Annotated in this window: 13 protein-coding genes; 11 read left to right on the top strand and 2 right to left on the bottom strand. The window is 73.5% G+C overall.

All coding sequences use genetic code 11. The annotated features are described in order from the left end of the window. The first annotated feature begins 94 nt into the window (after positions 1-94). The 11 genes from uraD (at position 95) to FVE25_RS01535 (ending at position 11,482) form a co-directional block, all read left to right on the top strand. Positions 95-592, top strand: a complete 498-nt coding sequence (gene uraD / locus FVE25_RS01485) for a 2-oxo-4-hydroxy-4-carboxy-5-ureidoimidazoline decarboxylase (protein WP_157244531.1) — start codon at positions 95-97, stop codon at positions 590-592. Further along, positions 589-882 carry a hydroxyisourate hydrolase gene (uraH, locus tag FVE25_RS01490; protein WP_157244532.1) on the top strand — a complete coding sequence of 98 codons (294 nt, stop codon included), beginning with the start codon at positions 589-591 and terminating at the stop codon, positions 880-882. Before uraD ends, uraH begins: the two co-directional genes overlap by 4 nt. Next, positions 883-1,758 (top strand): factor-independent urate hydroxylase, encoded by an 876-nt coding sequence (gene pucL, locus FVE25_RS01495; protein ID WP_157244533.1) that lies wholly within the window; start codon positions 883-885, stop codon positions 1,756-1,758. Positions 1,759-1,760: 2 nt separating this feature from the next. After that, a complete protein-coding gene (locus FVE25_RS01500; RefSeq protein ID WP_157244534.1) occupies positions 1,761-2,621 on the top strand; it encodes an FAD binding domain-containing protein in 861 nt (286 codons plus the stop codon). Further along, complete coding sequence (locus tag FVE25_RS01505) at positions 2,621-3,166, top strand: (2Fe-2S)-binding protein (protein WP_157244535.1); 546 nt, start codon at positions 2,621-2,623, stop codon at positions 3,164-3,166. The genes FVE25_RS01500 and FVE25_RS01505 overlap by 1 nt, the downstream gene beginning before the upstream one ends. Continuing rightward, a complete protein-coding gene (locus FVE25_RS01510) occupies positions 3,163-4,581 on the top strand; it encodes an 8-oxoguanine deaminase (RefSeq protein ID WP_181019417.1) in 1,419 nt (472 codons plus the stop codon). The genes FVE25_RS01505 and FVE25_RS01510 overlap by 4 nt, the downstream gene beginning before the upstream one ends. Continuing rightward, the gene (locus FVE25_RS01515) at positions 4,578-6,875 is read left to right on the top strand and encodes a xanthine dehydrogenase family protein molybdopterin-binding subunit (protein ID WP_219825260.1); all 2,298 of its coding nucleotides are present in this window, start codon (positions 4,578-4,580) and stop codon (positions 6,873-6,875) included. The genes FVE25_RS01510 and FVE25_RS01515 overlap by 4 nt, the downstream gene beginning before the upstream one ends. 127 nt (positions 6,876-7,002) lie before the next feature. Beyond that, complete coding sequence (locus FVE25_RS01520) at positions 7,003-8,409, top strand: NCS2 family permease (RefSeq protein ID WP_157244536.1); 1,407 nt, start codon at positions 7,003-7,005, stop codon at positions 8,407-8,409. 49 nt (positions 8,410-8,458) lie between these two features. Next, entirely contained in the window at positions 8,459-9,556 is a 1,098-nt protein-coding gene (locus FVE25_RS01525; protein WP_157244537.1) for an XdhC family protein, read from the top strand. Positions 9,557-9,587: 31 nt separating this feature from the next. Further along, positions 9,588-10,556 (top strand): TrmB family transcriptional regulator, encoded by a 969-nt coding sequence (locus tag FVE25_RS01530; protein ID WP_157244538.1) that lies wholly within the window; start codon positions 9,588-9,590, stop codon positions 10,554-10,556. Then, positions 10,556-11,482: a hypothetical protein gene (locus FVE25_RS01535; RefSeq protein ID WP_157244539.1), complete on the top strand. Its 927-nt coding sequence runs from the start codon at positions 10,556-10,558 to the stop codon at positions 11,480-11,482. Before FVE25_RS01530 ends, FVE25_RS01535 begins: the two co-directional genes overlap by 1 nt. Before the next feature lie 4 nt (positions 11,483-11,486). Here the strand turns inward: FVE25_RS01535 and FVE25_RS01540 are convergent, their stop codons facing one another. Both FVE25_RS01540 and FVE25_RS01545 read right to left on the bottom strand, forming a co-directional pair. Continuing rightward, positions 11,487-12,398, bottom strand: coding sequence for a TolB-like translocation protein (locus tag FVE25_RS01540; RefSeq protein WP_157244540.1), 912 nt, complete (start codon positions 12,396-12,398; stop codon positions 11,487-11,489). Next, positions 12,395-13,612, bottom strand: coding sequence for an MFS transporter (locus FVE25_RS01545; protein WP_157244541.1), 1,218 nt, complete (start codon positions 13,610-13,612; stop codon positions 12,395-12,397). Before FVE25_RS01545 ends, FVE25_RS01540 begins: the two co-directional genes overlap by 4 nt. Positions 13,613-13,621: the final 9 nt, after the last annotated feature.

A 13,621-nucleotide genomic window follows, 5' to 3' on the forward strand; every position in this document is an offset into this window, starting at 1 on the left:
TGGAGCATGACACGAAAAGTCCTGACCAACCCGTTGGCCAGTTCGGAGTTCTTGCGGATGGACCGGGCACGACGGCCATGTGTGTACTTCTGACATGCCGAACCTGCAGACCGTGGCCGGGCTGGCCGACTTCAACGCCCTCAGCCCGGCCGACGCCGAGCGCCAGCTGATGGCCTGCTGCGCCTCGCGGGCCTTCGCCGGGGCCGTGGCCGCGCTCCGGCCGCACCGGGACCTGGCCCAGCTCACCGCCACCGCCGACACCGCGGTGCGCGCGCTGGACTGGCCCGACGTGCTGGAGGCGCTGTCCGCGCACCCCCGGATCGGCGAGCGCGGCACCGAGAAGTGGTCCCGCCAGGAGCAGGCCGGCGTCGGCGACGAGGTGCTGGAGGAGCTCGCCGCGGGCAACCGCGCCTACGAGGACAGGTTCGGCCACGTGTACCTGATCTGCGCGACCGGGCTGACCGGCCGCCAGATGCTCGACCGCCTCAACGAGCGCCTGCTCAACGACGAGGAGGCGGAGCGCCGCGCGGTACGCGACGAACTGGCCAAGATCACCCGGCTGCGCATGGCCAAGCTGGTGGGCCTGGCATGAGCTTCTCCACCCACATCCTGAACGCCGCGACGGGCCGCCCGGCCGCGGGCGTCGCCGTACGGCTGGAGCGGGACGGCACGGTCGTGGCCGAGGGCCGCACCGACGACGACGGCCGGATCAAGGGCTGGAACCCCGGCCGGGGCGTGCACCGCGTCGTCTTCGACACCGGCGGCTTGAGCACCTTCTACCCCGAGGTGGTCATCGCCTTCACCGTCGACGACCCGGACCAGCACTACCACGTCCCGCTCCTGCTCAGCCCGTTCGCGTACTCCACCTATCGAGGGAGCTAGATGCCAGTCATCCTCGGGCCCAACCGCTACGGGAAGGCGGAGACCAGGCTCGTCCGGGTCGTGCGGGACGGCGGTGTCCACCACATCAAGGACGTCAACGTCAGTTCCGCGCTCTCCGGCGACATGGAAGACGTCCACCTGACCGGCAGCAACGCGGCCGTCCTCCCGACCGACACGCAGAAGAACACCGCCTTCGCCTTCGCCAAGAGGTTCGGCGTCGACCAGATCGAGGACTTCGCCCTCCTGCTGGCCCGGCACTACGTCGGCAACCGGCCCACGATCCACCACGCCCGCGTGGAGATCGAGGAGTACTCCTGGCGCCGCATCCCCGTCGCCGGCGACCGGCAGCACTCGTTCGTCCGCGAGGGCCAGGAGGTGCGCACCTGCGTCGTGCACCACGACCGCGACGGCCGCACCACGATCGTCTCCGGCCTGCGCGACCTGGTCGTCCTGAACTCGACCGGCTCGGAGTTCCACGGCTACATCGAGGACGAGTACACCACCCTGCGGCCGACCACCGACCGCATCCTCGCCACCGCCGTCTCCGCCCAGTGGCGGCACTCGGGCCTTTCCTCCTCCTTCGGCAAGTCCTATACCGAGGTACGGCGGTGCCTGCTGGAAGCCTTCGCCGAGACCCACAGCCTCTCCCTCCAGCAGACCCTCTACGCCATGGGCGAGCGCGTGCTCACCGCCTGCGAGGAGGTCTGCGAGATCAGGTTCGCGATGCCGAACAAGCACCATTTCCTGGTGGATCTGGCGCCGTTCGGCCTCGACAACGACAACGAGGTCTACTACGCGGCCGACCGCCCCTACGGGCTGATCGAAGGCGCCGTCCTGCGCGACGACGCCCCGGACGCCGCCTTCGCCTGGGAGTAGTGATGGAGTTCTTGCGGCCCACGACGTGGGCGGAGGCGCTGGCCGCCAAGGCGGTCCGGCCGGAGGCGGTGCCCATTCAGGGAGGCACCGACGTGATGGTGGAGATCAACTTCGACGTGCACCGGCCGCCGGCCCTGCTCGACCTCAACCAGGTCGCCGAGCTGGCCACCTGGTCGCGGGAGGGCGACACCTACCGGGTGGGGGCTGGCCTGCCGTACGTGACGATCATCGAGGAGCTCGGCGGGGTGCTGCCGGGGCTCGCGCAGGCCGCGCGGACGGTCGGCTCGCCGCAGATCCGCAACCGGGGCACGGTCGGGGGCAACCTCGGCGCGGCCTCGCCGGCGGGCGACAGCCATCCGCCGCTGCTGGCCGCCGGGGCCGCCGTCGAGGTGGAGTCGCGCGAGCGCGGGGTGCGGATGATCCCGGCGCACGAGTTCTACCTGGGCGTGAAGCGCAGCGCGCTGCAGGCGGACGAGCTGATCCGGGCGGTGCACGTGGAGGCGGCGGGCGGGCCGCAGTACTTCTCCAAGGTCGGCACCCGCAACGCCATGGTCATCGCGGTGTGCTCGTTCGCGCTCGCGCTGCACCCGCGCGAGCGGCGGGTGGGCACCGGCATCGGCTCGGCCGCCCCGACGCCCCGGCGGGCGCTGGAGGCCGAGGACTTCCTGGCGCACGAGCTGGACTGGGACGCCCGGCTGGACAGCGCGCTGCTCAAGCGGTTCGGGGAGCTGTGCGCGCAGGCCGCCTCGCCGATCGACGACGTGCGCGGCACCGCCGACTACCGCAGGCACGCCATCGCCGTGATGGCCCGCCGCACGCTCACCTGGGCGTGGAACGACTACCGGAAAGTGAGGGCCGCCTGATGCGCGTCACCTTCACCGTGAACGGGCGCGAAGAGTCCGTGGACGACGTATGGGCGGGGGAGAGCCTGCTCTACGTGCTGCGTGAGCGGGTCGGGCTGCCCGGCTCCAAGAACGCCTGCGAGCAGGGCGAGTGCGGTTCGTGCACCGTCTACCTGGACGGCACGCCCGTCTGCTCGTGCCTCGTGGCGGCCGGTCAGGCCGAGGGGCGCCAGGTCAGGACCGTCGAAGGGCTGGCCGACGGCGACCGGCTCGACCCGGTGCAGGAGGCGTTCGTCGAGTGCGGCGCGGTGCAGTGCGGGTTCTGCACGCCGGGGCTCGTCGTGCAGGCGCACGACCTCATCGAGCGATGGAGCTCGCGACGAGAGAGCGAGGGACGAGCCAACGAGGAGCGAAGCGGTCGCGACCATAAGCACGAACGCGTGCCCGACCTCTCCGACGCGGAGATCCGCGAGGCGCTGGCGGGGAACCTGTGCCGATGCACCGGTTACGAGAAGATCCTGGATGCGGTACGGCTGGCCGCCTCGCGTAAGGTCGCCGGCGCATGACCGGGCCTGCGGGTGGCCCCGGCCGGACCGTGATCATCGACAACGTCTACATCGCCCCCGTGGCAGGCCCCGAGATCGAGTCCGGATATATCCGGATCGAGGGGGATCGGATCGCCGCCCTCGGCGCCGGTCGCGCGCCCGAGCCCGGCGGGCCCGGCGTTCAGCGCATCGACGGCACCGGCTGCCTGGCCACGCCCGGCCTGGTCAACACCCACCACCACCTCTACCAATGGGCCTCCCAGGGCCTGGCCCAGGACGCCACGCTCTTCGAGTGGCTGGTCGCCAGCTACCAGGTGTGGGCCGCGATGGACGCCGAGGTGGTCAAGGGCGCCGCCGCCGCCGGGCTCGGCTACCTCGCGCTGTCCGGCTGCACGCTCTCCAGCGACCACCACTACGTCTTCCCGAGCGGCCGCGGCGACCTGTTCGCCGCCGAGATCGAGGCGGCCCGCGAGCTCGGCATCCGCTTCCACCCGGCCCGCGGCTCCATGGACCGCGGTCACTCGCAGGGCGGCCTGCCGCCGGACGTCGTGGTCGAGGACCGCGAGACGATCCTGGCCGCCACCGCCGAGGCCATCGACGCCTACCACGACCCGTCGTTCTCCTCGAAGCTGCGCATCGCCGTGGCGCCCTGCTCGCCGTTCTCGGTGACGGCCGAGCTGATGACCGGCGCCGCCGAACTGGCCAGGGCCAAGGGCGTGCGCCTGCACACCCACCTGGCCGAGTCGCTCGACGAGGACGAGCACTGCGTCGAGGCGTTCGGCGTGCGCCCGGTCGACTACATGGAGAAGCTCGGCTGGCTCGGCTCCGACGTGTGGTTCGCCCACACCGTGCACCTGAGCGACGGCGACATCGACAAGCTGGCCGCCACCGGCACCGGCGCGGCGCACTGCCCCTCGTCCAACGGCCGCCTCGGCGCCGGCATCGCCCGCGTCTCGGAGATGCTGCGCCGCGGGGCCAACGTCGGCATCGGCGTGGACGGCAACGCCTCCTCCGAGCTGACCACGCTCGCCGGCGAGATGCGCCAGGCGCTGCTGTTCCAGCGCGCCGCGTACGGGCCGACCGCGCTGACCGCCCGCCAGGCGCTGGAGATGGCCACGCTCGGCGGCGCGCGCAACCTCGGCCGTGAGAACGAGCTGGGCTCGCTGGAGCCGGGCAAGCTCGCCGACCTCGCCCTGTGGCGGGTGGACGGCAGCTTCGCCAGTGCCGTCACCGACCCCGTCTGCCAGCTCGTCTTCGCCACCCGCCAGCCGCCGCTGGCCCGGCTGCTCGTCGGCGGCGAGACCGTCGTGGAGGACGACGAGCTGAGGACCGTCGACCAGGACGCGTCCGGCCGGGCGGGCGCCGAGGCGCACCGCCGGCTGATGCGGCTGGCGCGGGAACAGGGATTCTCCGTCGCCAAGGAGGTACACAGGTGACCACCCCGCTGCGCGCGCCGCGCGAGATCGCCGCCCCCGGCACCGGGGGAGTGGGCGAGAGCACACTGCGGCCGGACGGCACGCTCAAGGTCAGGGGCGAGTTCGCCTACTCCTCCGACCTCTGGGCGGACGGGATGCTCTGGGGCGCCACCCTGCGCAGTCCGCACCCCAGGGCGCGCATCGTCGCCATCGACACCGCCCCGGCGCTCGCCCAGCCGGGGGTGCACGCCGTACTCACGCACGAGGACGTCCCCGGCCGCAAGCACTACGGGGAGGACCACACCTGGGACCAGCCCGTGCTGGCCATCGGCGAGGTGCGGCACCAGGGCGAGCCGATCGCGGTGGTGGCCGCGGAGCATCCGGAGACGGCCCGCCGCGCGCTCGACGAGATCGTCATCGAGTGGGAGATCCTGGAGCCGCTCACCGACGCCCGCCGCGCGGCGCTCGACCCGGGCTACCCGCAGGTCCAGGAGCGGCAGAACCCGGCCCGCCACCAGCCGGTGCGGGTCGGCGACGTCGCGGCGGCACGCGCGAGCGCCGAGGTCGTGGTCACCGGGACCTACGAGGTCGGCATCCAGGACCAGGCGTTCCTCGGGCCCGAGTCGGGGTTGGCGATCCCCTCGGAGGACGGCGGCATCGAGCTGTACGTCGCGACCCAGTGGATGCACAACGACCTGTCGCAGATCGGCCCCTGCCTCGGGCTGGCCGACGAGCAGATCCGGATGACGCTCTCCGGGGTCGGCGGCGCGTTCGGCGGGCGCGAGGACCTGTCCATGCAGATCCACGCCGCCATGCTCGCCCTGCGCACCGGCCGGCCGGTGAAGATGGTCTACAACCGGTACGAGTCGTTCTTCGGGCACGTGCACCGGCACCCGGCCCAGATGCGCTACGAGTACGGCGCCACCCGGGACGGCAAGATCCTCTACGCCGACGTGGAGATCATCCTCGACGGCGGCGCGTACACCTCGTCCACGCTCAACGTCGTCGGCAACGCCGCCTCCCTCGGGGTCGGCCCCTACGTGATCCCGAACATCAAGATCGACGCCTATGGCGTCTACACGAACAACCCGCCCTGTGGCGCCATGCGCGGGTTCGGCGCCGTGCAGGCGTGCTTCGCCTACGAGTCCATGCTGGACAAGCTCGGCGCCGCCTGCGGGATCGATCCGGTGACCATCCGGCAGATCAACGCCGCCTCCCAGGGCTCGAAGCTGGCCACCGGGCAGATCATCCACGCGCCGCTGCCCATGAAGGAGATGCTCGCGCAGGCGCGCGACCTGCCGATGCCGCCGCCCTTGGACGACTCCGACATCCGGCACCTTCCCGGCGGGGCCTCCCAGACGACCCACGGCGAGGGGGTACGGCGGGGCGTCGGATACGGCGTCGGCCTGAAGAACATCTGCTTCTCCGAGGGCGCCGACGACTACTCCACCGCCAAGGTGCGGCTGGAGGTGATCGGCGGGGCCGCCACCGCGCTGGTGCACACGGCCGCCGCCGAGGTCGGGCAGGGGCTGGTGACCATCGAGGCCCAGATCGCTCGCACCGAGCTGGGCGTCGAGAAGGTGGTCATCCACCCGGCCGACAACCAGGTCGGCGACTCCGGCTCGTCCTCCGGGTCGCGGCAGTCGTACATGACCGGCGGCGCCGTCCAGGCGGCGTGCCGGGCCGTACGGGACCGGGTGGTCGCCCTCGTCGGCGGGACTTACGATGATTTGTCGCTCGCCGGGGGAAAAATCATCTCGGCCGCCCACGGCGTCGTCGCCGCCATCGAGGACGTGCTCGGCGACCGGGTCATCGAGGAGACCCGCGAGTACCACCACCACCCCACCACGGGCATGGACCAGGCCACCGGGCAGGGCGACACCCACACCCAGCTCGGCCTGTGCGTGCACCGGGCCGTGGTCGACGTGGACGTGGAACTCGGCCTGGTCAAGGTGGTCGAGCTCGCCGCCGTCCAGGACGTCGGTAAGATCCTCAACCGGCTCTCGCTCGAGGGCCAGATCCACGGCGGGACCGCCCAGGGCCTCGGCCTGGCGGTGATGGAGGAGATCGTGGTCAGCGACGGCAAGGTCCGCAACCCGTCGTTCACCGACTACCTCATCCCCACCATCCTCGACATGCCGCCCATGCGGCTGGAAATCCTCGAGAACGCCGACCCGCGCGCCCCATACGGGCTGCGGGGCGCCGGAGAGCCACCCACGCTCTCCTCCACCCCGGCCATCGTCGCGGCCATCCGCGACGCCACGGGGCTGGCACTCGACCGGGTGCCGGTGCGTCCGGAGCACATCACCGGATGAACGCACTCCGGGTGAGTTGACCGACAGGGGCAGCCCGCACCCCCCATGTTCCGGCGGGACAGACTCCACAACCGCACCCAGCGGCAGCACAGCCGCAGGTCGGCCACGCCCCGAGGAGGGCACGACCATGACACAGCTCGAGACCAGGCCCCCGGCCGGAGCCCTCGGCAGGTTCTTCGACCTGCCGGGCAGGGGGAGCACCCTGGGCAGGGAGGTGCGCGGCGGCATCACCACGTTCGTGGCGGTCGCCTACATCATCCTGCTCATCCCCATCATCCTCAGCGGCGCCAAGGACGTCACCGGCGCCCAGCTCACGATCCCCCAGCTCACCACCGCCGTCGCCCTGTCGGCCGCGCTCACCACGATCCTCATGGGCGTGGTGGGCAACGCCCCCTTCGCGCTGGCCTCCGGGCTCGGCGTCGCACCCGTCGTCGCCTTCCAGGCGGCGCCGTTCATGACCTGGGACCAGGCGATGGGCCTGGTCGTGCTCGAAGGCGTGGTCATCGTCGTCTTCGCCCTCACCGGCATCCGCAGGCTCATCATGGACGCCATCCCCACCGGGCTGAAGCACGCCATCGGCGTCGGCATCGGCATGTTCGTCGCGCTCATCGGCCTGGTGGACGCCGGCTTCGTCGGCCGCGGCGAAGGCACCCCCGTCACGCTCGGCGCCGGCGGCCACCTGCAGGGCTGGCCCGTCGCCGTCTTCTGCGCGGGCCTGCTGCTCATGCTCGCCCTGTTCGTCCGCCGCGTGCCCGGGGCCATCCTCATCAGCATCGTCGCCGCAACCGCGCTGGCGATCACGGTCAACGCCACCGTGGACGGGCTCACGTGGGGCGTCGTCACCCCCCGCCTGCCCGACACCGTCGTCGCCACCCCCGACTTCGGGCTGCTCGGCTCGATCGACCTGTTCGGCGGTTTCGGCCGGGCCGGCATCCTGACCGCCACCGTCGTGCTGTTCACGCTGGTGCTGTCGGGCTTCTTCGACGCGATGGGCACCATCATCGGCGTCGGCGAAGAGGCCGGGCTCGCCGACGAGCGCGGCCAGATCCAGGGCATCGGCAAGATCCTCACCGTCGACGGCTTCGGCGCCATCATCGGCGGCTTCACCGGCGCCTCGGCCAACACGGTCGTCGTCGAGTCGGCGGCGGGAGTCGGGGAGGGCGCTCGCACCGGCCTCGCCAGTCTCGTCACCGGCGGCCTCTTCGCCGGCGCCATGTTCCTGACGCCGCTGGCGGCCGTCGTGCCCGCGCAGGCCGCCGCGCCCGCGCTCGTCCTCGTCGGCGCGCTCATGATGACCGCCGCCCGCAAGATCAGCTGGGACGACCTGGAGCTGGCCATCCCGGCCTTCCTCACGATCGCCCTCATGCCGTTCACGTACTCGATCACCAACGGCGTGGGCGCCGGCATCGTCGCCTACACCGTGATCAAGGCGGCACGCGGCAGGTTCACCGAGATCCACTGGCTGCTCTGGCTGATCACCGCCATCTTCGCCGCCTACTTCGGCATCGCGTTCATCGAGGGCCTTCTCGGCTGAGCCGTACGGCACCGCCGCCCCTCCCCGCGCGACCCGGTAAGGAGACGCCATGCGTGACCTCGTCGAAGACCTCCTGACCTGGCTCGGGGAGGGGCGGCGCTTCGCGGTCGCCTCGGTCGTCGGGACCAGCGGCAGCGCGCCCCGCGAGCCCGGGGCGGCGCTCGCCGTCGCCGAGGACGGCACCGCCGTCGGCAGCGTGTCCGGCGGCTGCGTCGAAGGGGCCGTCTACGAGCTGTGCCTGGAAGCCCTGCGCGAGGGCAGGGCCATCGGGCAGACGTTCGGCTACAGCGACGACGACGCCTTCGCCGTGGGGCTGACCTGCGGCGGCGTCATCGACATCCTCGTCTGGCCGCACACCGCCGAGCCCGCCTTCCGCGCCCACCTGGACGCGCTGGCCGCAGGCCGGCCGGTCGCCCTGGCCCGGATCCTGCCTCCGGCCGGGGCGGCCGGCTCAAGCGGCCCTCCCCATGCCCTCTGCCTCACCCCGTCGGGCGAGTACACCGGCTCCGCGGGTGACGCGGCGATCGACCGGCTCGTGCGGGCCGAGGCCGCCGCCATGCTCGACACCGGCGCGACCGGCGTCAGAGAGGTCGGCTGCGACGGCCTGCGGATGTTCGTCGAGTCCCGCACGCCGCCGCCCCGCCTGCTGGTCTTCGGCGCCATCGACTTCGCCGCCGCCCTCACCCGGATCGGCCGCTTCCTCGGCTACCACGTGACCGTCTGCGACGCCCGGCCCGTCTTCGCCACCCGCAGGCGTTTCCCCGACGCCCACGAGGTGGTCGTCGACTGGCCCCACCGCTACCTGGACCGCCAGCACGTGGACGCGCGCACCGCCGTCGCCGTGCTCACGCACGACCCCAAGTTCGACCTCCCGCTGCTGGAGCGCGCTCTGCGCACCGGCGCCGGATACGTCGGCGCCATGGGCTCCCGCCGTACCCACGACGAGCGGCTGCGCCGCCTGCGCGCGGCGGGGCTGACCGAGTCCGAGCTGGCCCGCCTGCGCTCCCCGATCGGCCTCGACCTCGGCGCCCGCACCCCCGAGGAGGTCGCCGTCTCCATCGCCGCCGAACTCGTCGCCGTCCGCCGCGGCGGCACCTGCCGGCCGCTGACCACGACCACCGGCCCCATCCACGCGCTCACCCCCTGACGGCCTCCGCCCCCCGACCTATAGTGAGCGGGTGGACCAGGATGACCTCCACGCCCAGCTCGTCCTGCTCGGCCTGCACCCCGACGCCGCCCGCGGCTACGAACTGCTCCTGCGCACCCCGCACGCCACCGCCGGCGACCTCGCCGCCGCCCTGGGCATGACCGAGGACGCCGCCCGCACCGCACTCAAGGACCTCACGGCCTGGGGCCTGGCCACCCGCCACGACACCGGCCGCGGCAGCCGCGCCGTCATCCCCGCCGCCGGTCTCAGCGCCCTGGTACGGCGCCGCCAGGCCGACGTCGAGCGCGCGGGAATCGCCGTGGGCAACGCCTTCGAGGCCCGCCGCCCGGCCAGGAGAGGCGGCGTGGAGTCCCCGGTCGAGGTGGTGACGGGCTCGGCGGTGAAGGTGCGCATCCGGCAACTGGTCGCCGGCGTGCGCCACGAGATCCGCCGCCTGGACCGCCCGCCGCACCTGTTCGGCACCGCGAACCGGGCCGAGCTGGAGCAACTGGCCCGCGGCGTCGCCTACCGGGTCGTGTACTCGCGCGCCTGCCTGGAGCAGCCCGGCTACCTGGAGGGCAACGTGATCCCGTGCGTGGAGGCGGGCGAGCAGGCCAGGGTCGCCGCCGAGCTGCCGGTCAACATGACGATCCTGGACCACGACCTGGCCTGGATGGCCCGCCCCGAGGACGGCCTCGACGCCACCCTCACGATCGTGTACGCGGGCGGCCTCCTCGAGGCGCTGATCGGCCTGTTCGAGCTCTGCTGGTCCGGCGGCCTCCCGCTGCACCGGGCCACCGGCGAGCGCGCCGCGATCGGCCCGGACGACCGGCAGCTCCTGGCGCTGCTGCACGCCGGCGTCAGCGACGTGCGGGCGGCCGAGACGCTGGGCATGAGCCGGCGCACGTTCTACCGCCGCCTGGAGCAGCTCATGGCCCGCACCTCGACGGCCAACCGGTTCCAGCTCGCGGTCGCGGCCGCGCACGAGGGCTGGCTGTGATGACGGAGGACCTGAAGAAGGCGCTTGAGGACGGCCCGTTCAGCGCCGCGCTGCGCCTGGCCATCCAGGAGAGCGGACTCAGCCTCGACCGGCTCCAGCACCGGCTGCGCGAACGCGACGTCTCGGTCAGCCGGACCGCCCTGAGCTACTGGCAGTCCGGACGCACCCAGCCGGAGCGCCCGGCCTCCCTGCGGGCCGTCCGCGTGCTGGAGGAGATGCTGGCCGTACCCGAAGGCGGGCTGCTGGACCTGCTCGGCCCGCCACGCCCGCGCGGCCGGTGGGCCGGGCAGCTCGCGCCCAGGCCGCCGCGCCCGGACCGGTCGTGGGCCAGGCCGGAAGGGCTCCGGCGGGCCCTGGCCCAGCTCGACGCCACCCCGGAGAGCCTGACGAACCCGGCGTGCCTGCGCCACAGCGTCCTGGTCCGGCTGGACGCCCACCGCCAGATCCGCACCGTGAGCACGCAGACCGTGTTCTGCGCCACCCGGCAGGAGGCGTGGCGGGCGCTGGTCGTCTGCCACGCCTACATGGCCGGGGCCGGCGGGCCCGCGATCGAGCAGGCCCGCGGCTGGCGTCCCGGCCGCATCAGGGCCGACGAGGAGACCGGCATCGAGGTCCACGAGATGCTGCTGGACCGGACCCTGCCCGCGGGCGAGAGCACGGTCGCCGCCCGCACCCTCGCCTACCCGCCCGGTCACCTCGACCCGCACACCGTCTGGCGGGCCGAGCCCGGCACGCGGGAGCTGACGGTGGAGGTGGAGTTCGCCCCGGGGGCGCTGCCGGCGCGCTGCCACGCCTACCACCACGCCTCGATCGCCCACCCCAGGACCGCCGTGCGGGAGCTGTGGATCGGCGCCTCCCGCACCGCCGCCCGCATCGTCCTCGACCCGGAGCCCGGACTGCACGGCGTCGCCTGGGAATGGGACTAGGCCGTCAGCGCTGCATGGCCGGTGCGCCGGCGCCCCGCCGTACCAGCCGCGGCGTGCCGCTCCCGTCGGCGGGGACGGCGAACACCGCCCCGTCCCTGCCGTAGGCCACGGTGGCGTCGTCCAGCCACTCCGCCTGGTCGTCCACGTCGCCAGGTTCGGCCAGCGGCGTCTGCCGCAGGCTCGCCAGGTCCATGACGTGCAGCCGCCAGCGCTCACCCGAGCGCTTCTTGTAGGCCACGCGGGTCCCGTCCGGCGAGAGCGACGGGCACTCCACCCCCTCTGCGACGGCGCTGAGCGAGCGTGCGCCGAGCCGCCCCCGCATCAGCCGGACCTTCCCCGCCGACCCCATCGTCACGTAGAACGTCTCGTCGTCCCCGGCGAAGGTGACGCCCCAGAAGTTGCGGTCCTCCCGCAGGTACGGCCGGCCGTCCACGGTGACCGCGAAGTCCTCCAGCGAGCCGTGAAGGGCGCCGGTGCGCGTGTCGTAGACGCCGGTGGTGGTGGCGAACGCGCCCGGATCGTAGGAGTCGCCGCTGCGGAACACCGTCCAGGCGGCCAGCCGTCCGCTGGGGGAGACCCGGGCGCGGCTCGGCGTGCCGTCGATCCGGATCGGCTCGGCCGCCTCCTTGCCGCCGCGCAGGATCGCCGCCTCGAACCCCGCCGGGATCGCCACCGGCCGCAGGCACACCGTCGTGCCCCGGGCCGTGTACGAGCGCAGGCACCTGACCCCGAGACGGGCCACCCCGCCCCGGTCCACGCGGGAGAGCTCGCCCCGGTCGTCCAGGAACACCAGCGTCCCCGGCCCGGACGCCGCGGCGGCGGACCCTCCTCCGGCCGCCTCGGAGGTCCGGGCCACATATGCGGCGCACGCCACCAGGACCACCCCGATCGCCACGCCTCCGGCCAGCCGTTTCATGTCCTCCTCCGCTTGAGGACGGCGACGCCCAGCACTCCCGTCAGCGCCGCGCAGAACAGGGTGAACGCGGCGGGCAGGCCCTGCCCGGCGGCCAGGGCCCCGAAGCAGATCGCGCCGCCCATCCGGGCCACCGCCTGGCCGGTCTGCACCAGGGCCAGCCCGCTGGCCCGCAGCCGCTCGGGCAGCCGGGGCGCCAGGCAGGCCATCAGGACACCGTCGGTGGCCGCGTAGAACAGGCCGTGCAGCACCAGGACGGCTGCCGCCGCCGGCCACGCGGGCAGCACCCCGCCGGCGCCGAGCAGCAGGTAGGCCAGGGCCAGCAGCGCGTGCCCGGCCAGGAACACCCGCCGGCCGCCCACGCGATCGGCCAGCCTGCCCACCGGCACCGCGGCGGCCAGGAACACCAGCGAGGTGGCCAGCGGAAGCAGCGGCAGCGCCCCCGGCCCCAGGCCCGACTGGCGTTGCACGGCCACGAACAGGAACGCGTCGCCGGCCGTACCCAGGCCCAGGCAGGTGGCGACCACGGCGACGCGGCGCACGGACGGCTCGCGCAGCAGCCGCCACCCCTCACGCACCGACACCCGCGGACCGGCGGCGGGCGCCGGCCGCGTGCCCCGCACGAAACAGGCCAGGATGAGCACCCCGACCAGGGCCAGGCAGAAGCTCACCCCGAACACCGTGTCGTAGGCCGAGCCCACCGCGGCCACCAGCGTGAAGGCGAGAATCGGGCCGAGCAGCGCGCCCGCGGTGTCCAGCGCCCGGTGCACGCCGAACGCGGCGCCGAGCAGCGGCGGGGGAGTGGCGGCGGCGATGAGCGCGTCGCGCGGGGCGGCCCGCAGGCCCTTGCCCGCGCGGTCCACGGCCACGGCCGCGCCGACGCCGGGCAGCGACCCGCCGGCCAGCGGGAACGACAACTTGGCCGCGGCCGACAGGGCGTATCCGGCCAGGGCGACGGCCTTGGGCCGCGAGGTGCGGTCGGCCAGGTGGCCGCCGGCCAGGCGCAGGACGGCACCGGCCCCGGTGTACAGGCCGTCCAGGATGCCGAGGTGCAGGTAGCCGGCGCCCACGCCGTACAGCAGGTACATGGGCAGAAAGGCAGCCACCATCTCGGCGGAGACGTCGGTGAAGAAGCTGACCAGCCCCAGCGCGACCACGGTGGCGGGCACCCGGCCCAGCCGCCGCGCGCCGGGAGCGCGGATGGTCGAGACGTACACGGCGAATCC

This window comes from Nonomuraea typhae, from assembly GCF_009760925.1.
Lineage (GTDB): Bacteria > Actinomycetota > Actinomycetes > Streptosporangiales > Streptosporangiaceae > Nonomuraea > Nonomuraea typhae.

Excerpts from the sequence above, each read along its gene's own strand:
- FVE25_RS01520 (WP_157244536.1), top strand. The coding sequence starts at position 7,003 with ATGACACAGCTCGAGACCAGGCCCCCGGCCGGAGCCCTCGGCAGGTTC.
- FVE25_RS01540 (WP_157244540.1), bottom strand. The coding sequence starts at position 12,398 with ATGAAACGGCTGGCCGGAGGCGTGGCGATCGGGGTGGTCCTGGTGGCG.
- uraD (WP_157244531.1), top strand. The coding sequence starts at position 95 with ATGCCGAACCTGCAGACCGTGGCCGGGCTGGCCGACTTCAACGCCCTC.
- FVE25_RS01525 (WP_157244537.1), top strand. The coding sequence starts at position 8,459 with ATGCGTGACCTCGTCGAAGACCTCCTGACCTGGCTCGGGGAGGGGCGG.
- uraH (WP_157244532.1), top strand. The coding sequence starts at position 589 with ATGAGCTTCTCCACCCACATCCTGAACGCCGCGACGGGCCGCCCGGCC.
- FVE25_RS01505 (WP_157244535.1), top strand. The coding sequence starts at position 2,621 with ATGCGCGTCACCTTCACCGTGAACGGGCGCGAAGAGTCCGTGGACGAC.
- FVE25_RS01535 (WP_157244539.1), top strand. The coding sequence starts at position 10,556 with ATGACGGAGGACCTGAAGAAGGCGCTTGAGGACGGCCCGTTCAGCGCC.
- pucL (WP_157244533.1), top strand. The coding sequence starts at position 883 with ATGCCAGTCATCCTCGGGCCCAACCGCTACGGGAAGGCGGAGACCAGG.
- FVE25_RS01500 (WP_157244534.1), top strand. The coding sequence starts at position 1,761 with ATGGAGTTCTTGCGGCCCACGACGTGGGCGGAGGCGCTGGCCGCCAAG.
- FVE25_RS01510 (WP_181019417.1), top strand. The coding sequence starts at position 3,163 with ATGACCGGGCCTGCGGGTGGCCCCGGCCGGACCGTGATCATCGACAAC.